We start from the raw sequence: 14951 nt of genomic DNA on the forward strand, positions 1-14951 counted from the left end.
AAGATGCTGATCGCCGAGACCGACCGCCTGATCATCAGGAACTGGCGCGATAGCGACCGCGATCTCCATTTCGAGATCAATTCCGATGAGCGCGTCATGGAATTCTTTCCCATGCGGCGCAGCCGGGAGGAATCCGATGCGATTTTCGACATGGTGCGTGACAAGATCAGCAATACCGGTCTCGGCTTCTATGCCCTCGAACTGAAGCGGGACGGCGCGCCGATCGGCTTTTGCGGGCTCAATGACCGCTATTCCGCACCGGTGGAGCCCGCCGGCACCTATGAGATCGGCTGGCGGCTGGCGGCCCGCTACTGGGGCAAGGGCTATGCCAGTGAAGCAGCGCGTGCGCTCATGACGCTGGGCTTTGAAACGCATTCTCAGCAGCAGATCGTTGCTTTTGCCGTGGCCGGCAATCACCGCTCGACGGCGGTGATGGAACGGCTTGGCATGAAGCGCGATGTCGCTGCCGATTTCGACCATCCGGCGGTGCCGGACAGCCACCCGCAGCTGAAGCGCCACGTGCTCTACCGGATCTTTCGGGAAGACTGGCGGAAAGCCGCTATTCCAGAACGAGGCTGACGACTTTCAGCGTCCCGTCGGGCGATGTGACCATCACAGACACGCTGCGGCGGCCTTCGGAGACCAGCTGGGTCAGCCGCTCGGTGACGTCTGTCGGCGTGTTGACCGCCTGCTGGCCGATTTCCGATATCACCATGCCGGGCAGAATCCCCTCTTTCGACGCTTCCGAGCCCGGCTCGACAGCCGTGATGAGCACGCCTTCCACCGAAGGGTCGATGGCGTGAACCGCACGCCCGTTGTCATCAAGAAGACCGAGTGTCATGCCATAGGCCGCAGATGTCGGCACGGTTTCACTGGCTTCCGGCGGAGCGCCCTCCTCGGTCGCACCGTCATCCGGAACGGACTGCGCCTCGTCTCCGGCCTTGTCTTCCGGCGGCGGTACATCTGCCTCATCGCCGGCCACAAGTGCCGGCGCCATGCGCACCGTCATGCGCTTTCCGTCGCGCATGATCACGATCGGCACATTTTCGCCGGGAATGCTTTCAGCGACGAAGCGCGGCAGATCTTTGACACTGTCAACATTCTGACCATCGTAGCTGAGAATGATGTCACCCGGTTTCAGCGGACCGTTCTCGGCAGGACCGCCTTCGATCAGGCTGGAGACCATCACCCCATCGGGATCATCGTCGCCCAGTGACTTGGCAAGATCCTCGCTGACGGCCATCACCCTGAGGCCCAGCCAGCCGCGCCGGGTGTGCCCATAATCGATGAGCTGATGCACCACCTTCTCGGCGAGTTCGCTCGGAACGGCAAAGCCGATGCCGATCGAACCTCCGGACGGCGACAGGATAGCGGTGTTGATCCCGATAACATTGCCGTCCATGTCAAACAGCGGCCCGCCGGAATTGCCCTTGTTGATCGCAGCATCGGTCTGGATGAAATTGTCATAGGGGCCATCCAGCGTGCGGCCACGGGCCGAGACAATGCCGAGCGTGACGGATCCGCCGAGACCGAAGGGGTTGCCGATCGCCAGCACCCATTGTCCGATCCTGACCTTGCGGGAATCACCGAAAGAAACCGCTTTCAGCGGCTCTTCCGGGGCAACCTTCAGCACCGCCAGATCGGTTTCCTTGTCGACGCCTAGCAGCGTCGCTGGCATGGAGGTGCCATCGGCAAGCGTTACCTCGATCGAATCGGCGCCGTCGATGACGTGATTATTGGTGACGATGATGCCGGACGGATCGATGATGAAGCCGGAACCGAGCGATGAGATCGGGTTCTTCTGGCGTTCGCCATCATGATTGTCGAAATAATCCTTGAACAGATCCGAAAATGGCTGACCTTCCGGCACCTTTGGACGCGGCGCCGAGTCCGGATCGCTTTCGTCGGAAGCGGCGTCGTCCTTCTGCGAAATGGAAATATTCACCACTGCGTCCAGCAGTCGTTCCGACAGATCTGCAACCGAGACATCGGCGAGGCTCTCCGGCTGCGGCTTGGCGGCTGCAAAACCGGGCCCGGGCGCGGCGGCTGCCAGCACGGTTGCAAGACTTGCGCATATCAGGCGCTGGCGATGACGGAGCAACATGGACTTCACCGTTCAAACCTCCCGAACCGAGCATTGGAGTGGCGCATCGGATGTGATGGAAGCGCCGTGCGGACATACCGCGAAGGAACCGCACGGCGAAACACTAGCATGGCAGGCCTTAAGCTTTCCTGCTGCAGACGATCAGGGCATTCATATCCCCGTCAATCTTATGTGAACCAGCCACACAAGACCGACGCCGAAAGCGACAGCGACAACACCCACAACACGCAGATATCCCTCATCTACCGAAGGAATACGGCGCGCCACCGCCTTAACGAGAGAAGGGGCCAGTGCATAGACCAGCCCCTCGATGACCAGAAAGAATGCCAATCCGATCACAATATCACGAAGCGGCATCAGTTGCCGGCTCCGGCTTTCGCTGCGGCAGGCTTGCCAGCCGTTGCCGGTGCGGCAGCTGCACCATCGCTCGAACCGAAATAATCAAAGAATTCGGAATTCGGCGACAGAACCATGGTCGAGTTCGCACTGAAGGCGCCCTGATAGGCCTGCATCGACCGGTAGAAGTCGAAGAAGGACGGATCCTTGCCATAGGCTTCACCGAGGACACGGTTGCGCTCGGCATCGCCCTCACCGCGCAGGATCTCCGATTCCTTGTTGGCTTCAGAGCGGATCTCAACGACCTGGCGATCGGCGACAGCCTTGCGGCTTTCCGCCTTTTCACGGCCGCGGGCACGCGTGGCTTCCGCCTGGGCCAGACGTTCCGCCTTCATACGGGCATAGGTCTGTTCGGAAACCTGCGGCGTCAGATCGGTCCTCAGAATCCGGACATCGACGATATCGACGCCGAGCGATTCTGCATCGGGACGTAGCTGATCGCCGACTTCCTTCATCATCGAACCGCGTTCGGTCGAAAGCGCCGCCTGGAAATCCCTGAGACCGTAAACACGGCGCAGCGACGAATCGAGGCGGGTTCTCAGCTGCGATTCCGCAATCGTCCGGTCACCGGATACCGCCTCGCGGAAGCGGGTCGGATCAGTGATCTGGTAGATCACGAAGGCATCAACGTCATAGAACTTGCCGCCGGAAACCTGCACGCGGATATCATCGAGATCGAAGCGCAGATCCTGCCGGGACAGATACTGGACTTCATCCGCACCGGCAAAGGAGAAGGGCAGCTTGAAATAGATGCCCGGCTCCTGCTTGACGCTGGTGATCTGGCCGAAGCGGATCACCAGTGCCTGTTCACGCGGATTGACCACAAAGATCGACCCATAGATGAGAAGAGCGACAGCAATCAACGCTGCAGCGATGGCGAATATACGATTCGAGTTCATCAGTTCGCCGCTCCCTGGGTCATTGACTGCGTTGACGTGGACGTCGCCGGCCGCGCCGTGCTCTGCGTTGCCGCCTTGTTGATCTGGTCAAGCGGCAGATAGGGCACAACACCAGTTCCGTTGTCATCAACGATGACATTGTGGCTCTGCGACAGGGCTCCCTGCATGGTTTCGAGATAGAGGCGCTTGCGCGTGACGTCCGGAGCAGTCTTGTAACTGTCATAGATGGACGTGAACCGCTGTGCCTCACCTTCCGCTTCCTTGGTGACGCGATCCTTGTAGGCCGCGGCATCTTCACGGATCTTGGCAGCCTCACCGCGTGCGGCACCCAGTTCCTTGTTGGCGTACTGGTTTGCCTCTTCCATGTAGCGATCTTCGTCCTGCTCGGCGCGCTGAACCTCATCAAAGGCGTCTGCGACTTCCTTCGGCGGCGAAACATCCTGAAGCGTCACGGCGGTGATCGTGAGGCCAGCACCGTAGCGATCCATGGTGTCCTGGACGATCGCCTTGACGTCGGACAGAATGCCCTCGCGATCATCGCGGAAGACATCATCGGCCGGACGACGGCTGACGACCTCGCGCATGGCGCTTTCGGCAACCTGCTGCAGCGTCTGAACCGGACCCTCGACGTCAAAGAGATAGTCCTGCGGATCGGTGATCGTGTAGAAAACCGAGAAAGAGATATCGACGATGTTCTGGTCGCCCGTCAGCATGGTACCCGCGCGCGACGATGTGCCGGTACCGACATTGATCTGCTGCTGGGTGACATTGACAAATTCGACCGATTCAATCGGCCAGATCATGAAATGCAGACCAGGCATCTGCACTTCCTGCTTCGGCTTGCCGAAGCGCAGTTCAACACCGCGCTGTTCCGGCCGGACCGTGTACATGCTTTGCAGGACCCAGAAGGCAGCAATCACCACGACCACAATCGCAACAAGGCCGATACCGAACCCGCCAGGGAACATGCCCTTGAACTGGTCCTGACCGCGCTTGAAGAAATCCTCGATGTCCGGAGGTCCACCATTGCCGTTGCCGCCGCCATTGCCACGGGGACGATTCGGTCCCTGTCCCCAGGGCCCGGGATTGTCGCCGCCGCCACCTCCCCAGGGACCGCCGCCATTCTGATTGCTCCAGGGCATTAACACCTCTAAAAAAAGAACCCTCTCGGATCGCGCCGACATGACGGCGACCCGTTTGACGCATAGTCGCGTCTGCACCGTTATAGGTATGCGCGTGTGGGCTTTCAACGCGAGCGTTACAAAAGCGTCAGAATTTTCCGTGAATTCGCCTCAGACGCGACGTCCATAGACGACGAAGCGGGTGGCAAAGTCGTCCTTCGGGCCGGACGGCAGCCTTTCTTCCTCAAGTTGAAGCCAGATCGCCGGATCGATCGGCGGGAAGCATGTATCGCCTTCGATCAGGGTTTCGACATGGGTGATATAGAGCCTGTCAGCGAGCGGCATCGCCTGGCGATAGATTTCGCCGCCGCCCTGAATGCAGATCTCGCCGAGATCTTTCGCTTCGGCGTCCTGCCTGGCCAGCGTGATCGCTTCCTCCAGCGTCGACGCGGTCAGGCAACCGGGACAGGCGAAATCGCCGTTGCGGGTGACGATGATATTGGTGCGCCCTGGCAGCGGGCGCCCAATCGATTCAAAGGTCTTGCGACCCATGATCTGCGGCTTGCCCATGGTGAGCCGCTTGAACCGCGCAAAATCGGATCCCAGATGCCAGGGCATCTGATTATCTTTTCCAATCACCCCGTTACGGGCGATCGCTGCGAAACAGACGATATCGATTTTTGCCATGGGCATTTCCTCGCAAGACGGCTTCAGACCGCGATCGGTGCCTTGATCGACGGTGCGGCAACATAGTTTTCGAGCGTGAAATCGTCGAAAGTGAAGGCGAAGAGATCGGCCACATCCGGATTGATCCGCATTGTCGGCAGCGGGCCGGGTTTACGGGTCAGCTGCAATTTCGCCTGTTCGAAGTGATTGCTGTAGAGATGTGCGTCGCCGAGCGTATGGATGAATTCGCCGGGCTTCAGCCCCGTGACCTGGGCAATCATCATCGTCAGCAGGGCATAGGAGGCGATGTTGAACGGCACGCCGAGAAAAATATCAGCGGAACGCTGATAGAGCTGGCAGGACAATCTGCCGTCAGCCACATAGAACTGGAACAGGCAGTGGCAGGGCGGCAGAGCCATGTCGTCGACCTCGGCCGGGTTCCAGGCTGAGACGATATGCCGCCGGCTGGCCGGATTGGCACGGATCTGGGCGACGAGGTTGGCCATCTGGTCGATCCTGCGGCCGTCAGGCGCTGGCCAGGAGCGCCATTGCGCACCGTATACGGGACCGAGATCGCCATTTTCATCGGCCCATTCATCCCAGATCGAGACGCCGTTCTGCTTCAGATAGGCAATATTGGTGTCGCCTCTGAGGAACCACAGCAATTCGTGAATAATCGAGCGCAGATGCAGTTTCTTGGTGGTGAGAACCGGAAAGCCTTCGGCGAGATCGAACCGCATCTGGTAGCCGAAAACCGAACGGGTCCCCGTGCCGGTCCGGTCGCTACGGTCGCTTCCTGTGTCCAGCACATGCTGAAGAAGGTCCAGATATTGCTGCATGGTCCTGCCCTGCTTTCGTTCCAATCTCTCCCTGACATAAGGCAAAGCATCGCGGCCTGCGATGGTTTCCTCGAGACACTCACAGGAAATGACCTGCTCGTCGTTTCACCGGATCGGCGGGTTTTTCATCCTGCCCCCCTTTGCGAACGCGTCTGAAAGCCTTATATGACACCTGCCGGCTCGACCGGCTATGGTGATAAACGGCAATGTAATAAGCTTATTGGACCCGGGGGCGGTACCCGGCGCCTCCACCATAACCAGGCGGACAAGGCCTTGTTATGATGGGGGCGAAATAGGATCGACAAGAGTGTAAAGATTGACCTTTTGCCCGGCATGATACCACCGTTATCGGGTCACTAGAGTAGTTGCAAATGACAACAATGCTCAGGGTTACGCTGTAGCTGCCTAATGGCGGTTCCAGAAACCCAATTTAAGTCCTTGCGGGTAGCACTGTAAGGCGGGGTCCGGAGGCACCTGGCAACAGAAGCCTCCACCGAAATTTGAACATATTCCATACACATAATTGCCGATAATCATCCGCCAAAGGGTTTTGACGCACTGGCTTATTGTCGATATAGGCTTTAGCTAGAACCGAGTTTTGAAAGCGGGAAGGACAGTATGGCTCAGGACCACATTCGCTACGATATTCTGGCGCAGGATGCCTTGCGCGGTGTCATCCGCAAGGTCCTGTCCGAAGTTGCAGCAGCGGGAAGACTTCCCGGTGAACACCACTTCTTCATCACCTTTCTGACCGGCGCCCCCGGTGTGCGGATCTCGCAGTTCCTGAAGGAAAAATACAGCCAGCAGATGACGATCGTCATCCAGCACCAGTTCTGGGATCTCAAGGTGACCGAGAGCCAGTTCGAGATTGGCCTGTCCTTTTCCGACAAGCCGGAAAGGCTCGTCATTCCCTTCAACGCGATTGTCGGCTTCTACGATCCCTCGGTCAATTTCGAACTTGAATTCGACGTTGCGGCCCTTGAGGTCGATGATCCGGAAGGTCAGCCCGTCAGCGATGATGACAATGATGATCAGCCGCCGCCGACGAGCGATGATGACGGTTCGTCCGTTGTGTCGCTGGATGCATTTCGCAAGAAACACTGATCCTTGATGACCGGTCCGCAAGACCGGAACAGGAGTGTTGAATGAGTGCAGATATCGTCAACCTTCGTCAGTTCAAGAAACGCCGCCAGCGTGACGACGACAGCCGCAAGGCTGAGGAGAACCGGCGGATTCACGGACGGAGCAAGTCCGAACGTTCGCTGGAAGAGGCCGAACGTTCGATGTTTGAAAAGAAACTCGATCAGGGGCGGATCGAGCGCAAGCCTGGAGATGACGCGGATTGATTCGCAAGCACTCTGTGAGCCTACACGGCCACAAGACCAGCTTTTCCCTCGAAGACGCCTTTTTTGACGAACTGAAAGCCATCGCGTCCGCGCGCGACATCGCTCTTGCAGCCTTGTTGCGCGAGGTTGACGATGACCGTCCCGCTGAAGTGAACCTTTCCTCAGCGCTCAGGCTCTATGTGCTGGCCACCCTGAAACAGCAGTCAACGCACCACTAGCGCATCTGTTCGAAAATCGGAATCGATTTTCGAACAGATCGGTATGTAGTTTCAATAAGATAGAGCGACCTGCTGCGGCCAAAAGGACGCACGGCGCTGAAGCGCGATGAACTGACCGGCGACCGGCCTCGTTACGGCTGTCGCCGGATGATCGTCTGATGCGCGCTGAACACGGAAACAGGCCGCAGGCACGGCCTATTCCGCAGCATCACGCCCGCTGTTTGCGGAAAGCGGCGCATCGGCATCGCCCGGCGATGTCTGCGCATCGAAATCCGGGAAGGCGACGATCCGCTTGCCCGAAAAATCGCTATGCAGCACGATCAGTCCCTGCTCTTCGAAATAGTCGAGAAACCGGCGCGCGCGCCGCGTGGAATGCGTGCCATAGGCCTGGGCAATCCGTGCGTCGGACGGACAGGGCTCGCCGCCAAGTGCAGCCTTGGCCAGCATGAGAAAGACACCGGCCAGATCATCGGTCACCCGGGTCGCAAGGCCAAGGGCCATCTGCCAGGCTTCGCTTTCAGCCATTGCCTCATCGACACCCGAGCGGCCGATCGCCAGCTTGAGCCGGAATTCAGACATGGAAAGCGGTGCGCCGGCGATCCGCTTCATGCGACCACGCATCAGAAAGTCCTGATAAAGCACTGAATCAGAACGGAAAGAGGATTGAGGATCAGAAGCGATCTCGGCCATGGTTGCGGCGATCCAGGCCTCTTTCTCCTCGTCATTCATGGCCGGAGCGCGGGTGCGGCGATGCTCGCTGTCGTCACCATGCTCGCCGGCGTCAGCTGCCCGGCTGAGCTCTTCCATGAGGTCGGGCATCGGCCGCACCGTATGGACCGGCCGGCTGCGCGGCATGGCCGGTCGCGCCAGATCTTCGGGATCCGGTGTCATGATCAGGTCTTCGATATCTTCAGGCTTGTCGGGCAGCGGCATCAGCTTCGGGCTTGATGAGCGCGCCGACGTCTCGACATTTCCGATCACCACCTTCAGCGGCCGGCGTGACATCGCCGGACCAAGCGCGACGAAGTTGCCGCGTTTCAAATCCCGGAACTGTTCGGCCTGGCGGCGATCCATGCCCAGAAGATCGGCCGCACGCGCCATGTCGATGTCGAGAAAGGTGCGCCCCATGAGGAAGTTGGAGGCCTCGGCCGCGACATTCTTGGCCAGCTTGGCAAGACGCTGGGTGGCGATAACGCCTGCCAGGCCGCGCTTGCGGCCGCGACACATGAGATTGGTCATGGCGCCAAGCGATGCACGCCGGGCGTCTTCGGCAACCTCGCCACCGGCGGCAGGAGCAAACATCTGCGCTTCGTCGACGACGACGAGGATCGGATACCAGTGTTCACGATCGGCATCGAACAGCGCATTGAGAAAGGTGGAAGCCGCCCGCATCTGGTCGTCGATTTCCAGCCCCTCCAATGTCAGCACGCAGGAGACGCGGTGCTGACGGATGCGGTTGGCAATGCCGATCAGCTCGCCTTCGCTGCGATCGGCGTCAACAACGACATGACCGAATTTGTCGGCGAGCGTCACGAAATCGCCTTCCGGATCGATCACGACCTGCTGCACCCATTTGGCTGACTGCTCGAGCAGGCGGCGCAGGAGGTGCGATTTTCCGGAACCGGAATTGCCCTGAACCAGAAGACGCGTCGCCAGCAGTTCCTCGATATCGAGTTCGGCCACATCGCCGGTGGACGTCGTTCCCATATCGATATTGATCTGCAATTTACCTATACCTTCATCCGTGCTGGTCGGTTCTTTCTACCAGTTTAAAAGCCCGGCCAGACGAGGCCCGGCAGGTTTTCCCCAGCGCATTTTCCGATTGGGTTATCGCTCATCCGGCATCGAGGTCAAGCACTTTGCCGGAGAGACCGAAGGCCTTGCCGAAGCCCGCCTGCCCCTTGCGGGTCAGCACCAGTGTGCGCCCGCTTTCGAGACGTCGGACAAAGCCCAGTTCGAGACTTCTCGACAGGATCGACGCGCCAAGCCAGCCGCCAAGGTGATGCCGCCGCTCGCTCCAGTCGAGACAGGTGCGGCACAGCGCGCGGCGAGACTGCCGGGCGTCATCGACATCAATGCCGAAGCAGTGGAAGGTCGCCCGCCCCTGATCCGTCAGCATGCCTGCCCCGTCGGCAATCACCAGATCACCGCTGTCGATCAGCCGGTCGGCAAGGGCGACGGCAATGCTGCCTGCCATGTGATCGTAACAAGTCCGCGCCTTGCGCATCGCCAGATCTTTCGGGCCTGTCGGGCGGTGTCGCCGGGGGCCGGTTGCTGCAACCGCGGACAATGTCTCGATCAGCTCGGCAATATCGGCGGAGGCCAGCCGGAAATAGCGGTGACGCCCCTGCTTCTCAACGCTGACCAGATGGCCGTCAACCAGCTTGGCCAGATGGCTGCTGGCCGTCTGCGGCGTCACGTCAGCCAGTGAGGCGAGCTCACCAGCCGTCAGCGCCTTGCCGCCCATCAGCGCAGACAGAATATTGGCTCTGGCGACATCGCCGATCAATGCGGCGACAGAAGCGAGCGCGTTACCGGAAATCTGATTGATCATCACCGGAGATTATCACCGGCAGCGAGCGTCGTCAGCAGACAAAGCTTCGATGCCGGTCGAAACATCATCGTCCATCAGGCGGCTATTGCGATTGGCGAAACCAGCCATGGAGGCAGATGATGACGACCATCCGTGAAGATGTGATTTCCACGCAGGACAAAGATGTCAGCGGGCCGGGTCGATGGATCCGGCATGCATGGAACCTGTATCGCAAGGCCCGCAGGCGGCGCCGGCAGCGACGCCAGCTCAGCGATCTGGAAGATTATCTGCTCAAGGATATCGGTGTCAGCCGGCGCGACGCCCGGGCCGAGGCCGACAAACCCTTCTGGCGCTAGATCAGGATGACCGGGCGATAAAACGGGCAAAGGCAGACAGCGTTTCTTCCGAGACGTGATGCTCGATACCCTCGGCATCGAGTTCGGCGGCATCGGCGGGAACGCCGATCGCCAGCAGGAGCTCCAGCACGATCCGGTGACGCTCCCGCGCCTTGACCGCCATGGCCTCCCCCTCCGCCGTCAGAAACACGCCGCGATAGGGCCGCGACGTTGCAAGACCCTCACGCTTCAGCCGTCCGATCGCCTTGGTCGCGGTCGGATGGGCAACCCCCATATGCCGGGCAATGTCGGTAATCCGCGCCTCGCCATGCTCGGCGATCAGATCGGCAATCAGTTCGGTGTAATCTTCAAGCAGCGCCTGCGAACGCTGGTTGCGCGCCTGCGAGAAGCGATCTGCTTCCGCCGCACAGTTTTCCATTGATTCGCTGTCGTCTTCCATCGCCCGCTCCCAAAGCCGACTATGCCGGTGAAAAACCGTATCAACGGCTACACTTTATAGCGCGACATAACACATTGATCCCTGTCTTGACAATTTCGACGCAAAAATCGCCGGAAATACTTGAGATGAGCCTCATTGACAAAAATGTAGCCAAGGCTATATTCGAAATCATAACCTGTTAATTTCGCGTCCTCCCGGCGGAAAAGATGACTGATTTGAGCAATAGACGTCCTACCCTTACAGAACGAAATGCAGCCAAGATCAACGCAGTGATGGCCGCAGGCCGGGTGCGTCCGCGCTCGGCGCTTCTCTTTGCCGGTCCTGCGGTGATCGCATCGATCGCCTATGTCGATCCCGGCAATTATGCGACCAATATCCAGGCCGGCGCCGGTTACGGCTATACGCTGCTCTGGGTCGTGCTCGTCGCCAATCTGATCGCCATGCTGTTTCAGGCGCTGTCGGCCAAGCTCGGCATTGTTACCGGCAAGAACCTTGCGGAAATGTGCCGCGACGAGTTTTCCAAGCCGGTGGTGATCCTGATGTGGATCGTCAGCGAAATTGCCGCCATGGCGACCGATCTTGCCGAATTTCTTGGCGGCGCCATCGGTCTTGCTTTGCTGTTTAACATGCCGCTGATGGCTGGCATGGGCATCACCGCCATTGTCACCTATGGCATCCTGATCTTTGAAGGTCGCGGCTATCGGCCGATGGAGCTGATCATCGGTGCGCTGATCGCCGTCATCAGCCTTTGCTATGTGGTTGAGCTCTTCATCGCGCCGATTGCCTGGGGCGAGGCTGCCACCCATCTGGTGTCACCCGAGATCCCGGACACCGCCGCACTTGCAATTGCGGTCGGCATCATCGGCGCGACTGTGATGCCGCATGCCGTCTACCTTCACTCAGGTCTGACCCAGCATAGGTTTCACATCGACAATGAGCATAACCGCCGCCGGCTGCTGCGCTTTTCCAATCGCGAAGTGGTGATCGCCCTGGCACTTGCCGGCGTGGTCAACATGGCCATGGTGATGATGGCGGCAAGTGCCTTCCATCAGGGCCATTCCGATGTTGCCGAGATCGAGACCGCCTATCACATGCTGACGCCGCTGCTCGGTGGCTTTGCCGCCGCCGCTTTCCTCGTGTCGCTGATCGCTTCGGGCATCTCGTCTTCGGTTGTCGGTACCATGGCGGGCCAGATGATCATGCAGGGCTTTGTCGGCTTCCGCATTCCGATCTGGCTGCGCCGCCTGATCACCATGGCACCGGCCTTCATCATCGTTGCGCTTGGCGTCAACGCGACGCAGGCACTGGTCGTCAGCCAGATCATCCTGTCGATCTCTTTGCCGGTTCCGATGATCGCGCTGGTTCTCTTTACCCGCCGCCGCGACCTGATGGGAACCTACGCCAACAGCAAGCTGATCGATGCGCTGGCAATCCTTGGGGCAGTCGCGGTTCTGTCGCTGAATTTCGTGCTTCTGGCGCAGACCTTCGGTCTCGACATTCCGGGCCTGCCGTCGGCCTGATCACGGCACGTTGAGATCAAGGCCGAAGCCGTGCAGCAGCCGCCGCGTCTGCGGGCTGATGGCCGGATCGGTAAACAGCGCGACGTCGTGGTTATGGGAGAGTTCGGCAGGCCAGTCAGCGGCCGCCAGGACCCGGCGTGCCTGACGGGCAATGGCTTCGGCCGGATCGATCCAGTCGACCGGCCATGGCGCCAGACGGCGAAATTCATTGGCGAGAAAGGGATAATGGGTGCAGGCCAGCACGATGATATCGGTGCGGCCTTTCTCACTGCTCTGAAAGCAGGGCAGCACCTCGGCCTTGAGTGCGCCCTCGTCCACCAGCTCACCGCGAATATGCGCCTCGGCCATCGCCGCAAGCGGTTTTGACCCGACGAGCGTCACCGTACAGCCTGCGGCATAGCGATCGATCAGGGCGCGGGTATATTCGCGCGACACCGTGCCAGGCGTCGCCAGGACGGTGATCAGACCGGAACGCGTGCGCTCGGCAGCAGGTTTTATCGCCGGAACCGTGCCGATGAAAGGGGTTTCGGGAAAACGGGCGCGCAGCGCCTCACCGGCGAGCGTGAAGGCGGTGTTGCAGGCAATCACCACCGCTTCCGGACGGATTTCGGCCAGGAGGCGCTCGAACAAGGTGACGATATGCGCAAGCAGCGGCGCCTCGTCCCAGTCGCCATAGGGGAATCCGGCATTGTCAGCGACATAGACGAAACGCCGTTCCGGCATCTGCACGCGCGCCTCGCGCAGAACGGTGAGACCGCCAATGCCTGAATCAAAGATCAGAACCGGCCGCGCGACACGCTCTGCGCTCATCTCAGTCCTCCGAGGGCGGATTGCCGCGCGGTGATTTGCGGGTGAACCGGTCGAGTGAGGAAATCACGCCGCGGATAAGGTTGATTTCCTGCAGCGACATTTCACGGCGGGTAAACACCGCGCGCAGATTGTCGATCATCTTCGGCTTCTTGTCTTCGGGGCGGAAATAGCCGCGCGAATCCAGTGCGTCTTCCAGATGGCCGAACAGGCCGAACAGATCATGCTTGGTGGCGGGCGTCTGTTGAAGCGGCGCAAAGGCCGTGGCGCTCTCGTCTTCCATGCCGGATTTCATCCATTCATAGGACATCAGCAGCACGGCCTGGGCGATGTTGAGCGAGGCAAAGGCAGGATTGACCGGAAAGGTGACGATCTCGTCGGCCAGCGCCACTTCCTCATTGGAAAGGCCCCAGCGCTCACGGCCGAACAGGATGCCGGTGCGCTCCCCCTTGGCAAAACGCTGACGCAATGTCTGCGTCGCGACCGTCGGCGCGCGCACCGGCTTGAAACCATCGCGGGCGCGCGCCGTTGTCGCATAGACGAAATTGAGATCGGCAATCGCGTCTTCAAGCCGGTCATAGACCTTGGTATTGTCGATCACATGATCGGCCTTGGAGGCGGCGGCGCGGGCGGTATCGGATGGCCAGCCGTCGCGCGGTTCAACCAGACGCAGTTCCCAAAGACCGAAATTGGCCATGGCGCGGGCGACCATGCCGATATTCTCGCCGAGCTGCGGATTGACCAGAATGACCACGGGTCCCTCGGTGATCAGTTCAAGCTCGCTATTGGTGCCTGCCATGTCGTCCTGTTCTTCATATCGTCGCAGTTGAGGGGATGAACCCGGCTTATCCACCCCGCGCGCATGAAATGCAAGTCTTGCGATTGTCAGGCGCGATATTGCGCTGGCGGCCAGTTGCCATCGGGCATTTCAACACTGGTGAGATCACCCACCAGTGCCGCAAGGGCCGTTGCCGCATGGTCGAGCAGTACCCTGCCCTTTTCCGCCGTCGCCCGGCTTGCGTCACCGGTGACGCCATCGGGGTGCAGATCCTGTGCCTTCCAGCCGAGCCCGCCAACACGTCCGCCGCCAGGATTGGCGGAAAGCTGCGCTGTCTTGCCCTCGATCTCATCAACGGCGGACCGAAAATCCTCAGCCCTGCCCATCGCCACAAGATCGGGATGCAGCGCCAGCATCATCGATGTCTCGATATCGCCGCCATGGAAGCCGGTGCGAATTTCGTCATCGGTGAACAGGCCTTCCGGATAGCCGCTGTCGAACCATGTCGCATAGGCTGCGAGGATATTGTGACGGACCCGCTGATCCAGCGCCACAACAGACAGCAGGCCGGACTGACCGCCATGGCTGTTGAAGATCAGCAGGCGTTTCAGACCGGTGGAGCGCACTGCACAGTCCAGGATCCGGGTCCAGGACTGCATCAGATCGGATGCCGGATGCGCCAGCGAACCGGCATAGTCGAGATGTTCCTGCGAGGCGCCGACCGGCTGCAGTGGCAGCACCACGGCGGGCACGTCATCACCGAGCTTTTTCAGCATGGCGGCGATGATGCTATTGTTGATCAGGCAATCGGTTCCGACCGGCAGATGCGGCCCATGCTGCTCGACGGCGGCGACCGGCAGAATTGCAAGCGTATTGTCCGGCAGCGCCGCATGTTCGGGGCTCGAAAGTTCCATCCAGTAGCGTTTCAT

Annotated in this window: 18 protein-coding genes and 1 other RNA gene; 7 read left to right on the plus strand and 12 right to left on the minus strand. The window is 59.9% G+C overall.

Going from position 1 to position 14951, the window contains the following annotated elements:
• Positions 1-3: 3 nt before the first annotated feature.
• Positions 4-579, plus strand: coding sequence for a GNAT family N-acetyltransferase (locus HCK86_RS17680; RefSeq protein ID WP_176085813.1), 576 nt, complete (start codon positions 4-6; stop codon positions 577-579).
• Here HCK86_RS17680 and HCK86_RS17685 read toward each other — a convergent pair.
• The 6 genes from HCK86_RS17685 to HCK86_RS17710 form a co-directional block, all read right to left on the minus strand.
• Positions 560-2104, minus strand: a complete 1545-nt coding sequence (locus tag HCK86_RS17685; RefSeq protein ID WP_176085814.1) for a Do family serine endopeptidase — start codon at positions 2102-2104, stop codon at positions 560-562. The two genes, HCK86_RS17680 and HCK86_RS17685, sit on opposite strands and share 20 nt — an antisense overlap.
• Positions 2105-2254: 150 nt before the next feature.
• Entirely contained in the window at positions 2255-2461 is a 207-nt protein-coding gene (locus HCK86_RS17690) for a DUF2065 domain-containing protein (protein WP_176085815.1), read from the minus strand.
• A complete protein-coding gene (locus HCK86_RS17695; protein WP_176085816.1) occupies positions 2461-3399 on the minus strand; it encodes a protease modulator HflC in 939 nt (312 codons plus the stop codon). Before HCK86_RS17695 ends, HCK86_RS17690 begins: the two co-directional genes overlap by 1 nt.
• Entirely contained in the window at positions 3399-4541 is a 1143-nt protein-coding gene (hflK, locus tag HCK86_RS17700; protein WP_176085817.1) for an FtsH protease activity modulator HflK, read from the minus strand. Before hflK ends, HCK86_RS17695 begins: the two co-directional genes overlap by 1 nt.
• Positions 4542-4691: 150 nt before the next feature.
• Positions 4692-5207, minus strand: a complete 516-nt coding sequence (locus HCK86_RS17705; protein ID WP_176085818.1) for a dihydrofolate reductase — start codon at positions 5205-5207, stop codon at positions 4692-4694.
• A gap of 23 nt (positions 5208-5230) precedes the next feature.
• Positions 5231-6025, minus strand: a complete 795-nt coding sequence (locus tag HCK86_RS17710) for a thymidylate synthase (RefSeq protein WP_176085819.1) — start codon at positions 6023-6025, stop codon at positions 5231-5233.
• A 135-nt stretch (positions 6026-6160) separates the two neighbouring features.
• Here HCK86_RS17710 and ssrA point away from each other — a divergent pair.
• The 4 genes from ssrA (at position 6161) to HCK86_RS17730 (ending at position 7589) form a co-directional block, all read left to right on the plus strand.
• Positions 6161-6520: a transfer-messenger RNA gene (ssrA, locus tag HCK86_RS17715) on the plus strand.
• A gap of 123 nt (positions 6521-6643) precedes the next feature.
• Positions 6644-7129 (plus strand): SspB family protein, encoded by a 486-nt coding sequence (locus HCK86_RS17720; RefSeq protein ID WP_176085820.1) that lies wholly within the window; start codon positions 6644-6646, stop codon positions 7127-7129.
• Positions 7130-7170: 41 nt separating this feature from the next.
• Positions 7171-7371 carry a DUF4169 family protein gene (locus HCK86_RS17725; RefSeq protein ID WP_176085821.1) on the plus strand — a complete coding sequence of 67 codons (201 nt, stop codon included), beginning with the start codon at positions 7171-7173 and terminating at the stop codon, positions 7369-7371.
• On the plus strand, positions 7368-7589 hold the full coding sequence (locus tag HCK86_RS17730) for a ribbon-helix-helix domain-containing protein (protein WP_176085822.1): 222 nt from the start codon (positions 7368-7370) through the stop codon (positions 7587-7589). The genes HCK86_RS17725 and HCK86_RS17730 overlap by 4 nt, the downstream gene beginning before the upstream one ends.
• 195 nt (positions 7590-7784) lie before the next feature.
• Here the strand turns inward: HCK86_RS17730 and HCK86_RS17735 are convergent, their stop codons facing one another.
• Entirely contained in the window at positions 7785-9314 is a 1530-nt protein-coding gene (locus HCK86_RS17735) for an ATP-binding protein (RefSeq protein WP_176085823.1), read from the minus strand.
• Positions 9315-9423: 109 nt separating this feature from the next.
• Complete coding sequence (locus HCK86_RS17740; RefSeq protein ID WP_176085824.1) at positions 9424-10143, minus strand: helix-turn-helix transcriptional regulator; 720 nt, start codon at positions 10141-10143, stop codon at positions 9424-9426.
• Between the two features lie 116 nt (positions 10144-10259).
• Here HCK86_RS17740 and HCK86_RS17745 point away from each other — a divergent pair, with 116 nt between their 5' ends.
• A complete protein-coding gene (locus HCK86_RS17745; protein ID WP_176085825.1) occupies positions 10260-10478 on the plus strand; it encodes a DUF1127 domain-containing protein in 219 nt (72 codons plus the stop codon).
• A gap of 1 nt (position 10479) precedes the next feature.
• Here HCK86_RS17745 and mntR read toward each other — a convergent pair whose 3' ends face one another.
• On the minus strand, positions 10480-10917 hold the full coding sequence (gene mntR, locus HCK86_RS17750) for a manganese-binding transcriptional regulator MntR (protein ID WP_176085826.1): 438 nt from the start codon (positions 10915-10917) through the stop codon (positions 10480-10482).
• Positions 10918-11189: 272 nt separating this feature from the next.
• Between mntR and HCK86_RS17755 the strand changes: the two genes are divergently transcribed.
• Positions 11190-12437 (plus strand): Nramp family divalent metal transporter, encoded by a 1248-nt coding sequence (locus HCK86_RS17755; RefSeq protein ID WP_246739662.1) that lies wholly within the window; start codon positions 11190-11192, stop codon positions 12435-12437.
• Here HCK86_RS17755 and murI read toward each other — a convergent pair whose 3' ends face one another.
• The 3 genes from murI to HCK86_RS17770 form a co-directional block, all read right to left on the minus strand.
• Positions 12438-13247, minus strand: coding sequence for a glutamate racemase (gene murI / locus HCK86_RS17760; protein WP_176085828.1), 810 nt, complete (start codon positions 13245-13247; stop codon positions 12438-12440).
• A gap of 1 nt (position 13248) precedes the next feature.
• On the minus strand, positions 13249-14043 hold the full coding sequence (locus HCK86_RS17765) for an RNA methyltransferase (RefSeq protein WP_176085829.1): 795 nt from the start codon (positions 14041-14043) through the stop codon (positions 13249-13251).
• A gap of 86 nt (positions 14044-14129) precedes the next feature.
• Positions 14130-14951, minus strand: coding sequence for a creatininase family protein (locus HCK86_RS17770; protein ID WP_176085830.1), 822 nt, complete (start codon positions 14949-14951; stop codon positions 14130-14132).

Source organism: Martelella sp. HB161492, from assembly GCF_013184775.1.
Lineage (GTDB): Bacteria > Pseudomonadota > Alphaproteobacteria > Rhizobiales > Rhizobiaceae > Martelella.